This is a genomic window from Actinomyces sp. S6-Spd3, assembly GCF_000758755.1.
GTDB lineage: Bacteria > Actinomycetota > Actinomycetes > Actinomycetales > Actinomycetaceae > Pauljensenia.
The window spans coordinates 1-667 of sequence record NZ_JRMV01000134.1 but is presented as its reverse complement, the minus strand read 5'-3'; the positions used below and the strand labels follow the sequence as shown (position 1 = coordinate 667).

The 667-nt window shown below is 61.2% G+C and carries 1 protein-coding gene; it reads right to left on the bottom strand.

Annotated features, from left to right (window positions below):
• The coding region (locus tag HMPREF1627_RS00800; protein WP_034500346.1) for an RsmB/NOP family class I SAM-dependent RNA methyltransferase at positions 1-667 on the bottom strand (667 nt) is incomplete at both ends.

The following is a 667-nucleotide window of genomic DNA, read 5'->3' as shown; positions in this document are numbered from 1 at the left end:
CGAGCACGCCGCCAACATTCAACGCGTCAAGACCAGAATCGATTAGCTCGGCCTGAAGTTTAACGAGGTCTGCAACGTCGGTAATCTGCTTGCGCCAACGCGATTCTGCACGCCGGCGAAGAGCGCCCAGGCCCGTGCACGGAGCGTCCAAGATAATGCGATCAAACTTCTCACCGCCCAGGTCTCGCCCGTCGCCCACCTGTACAGTAATCCCAGTGAGCTGACGCGTTGTAGCTTCAACAAGCTTCGCGCGATGTTCTGACACCTCGTTGGCTACAAGGTGTGCTCCCCTGGCATCCGCGATTGCGCCAACTAGGCCTGCCTTCCCTCCGGGGCCAGCACACATGTCGAGCCATCGCACGTCGTCGTTTTGCACCTCGGTTTCGGCGAAAGCCGTAGCCACAAGCTGTGAGCCCTCGTCCTGCACCGCTGCGCGCCCATCGCGAATCTCTGGCAGACGCCCCGGGTCCCCTCCCCCAATGACCACCGCCCATTCGGAGTAGTCACCCGGGCGCGCGCTGGTCTTTAAGAAATATTCCACGTCCTCGGCCAGATCGATCGGCAGAATCAAGCCCGGGCGGGCACACAGCGTGACGGAAGGATTCACGTTATCTACCGCCAGTAGGTCTTCGAGTTCACGCGGGTCGCGTCCGTGCGCTTGCAAAGC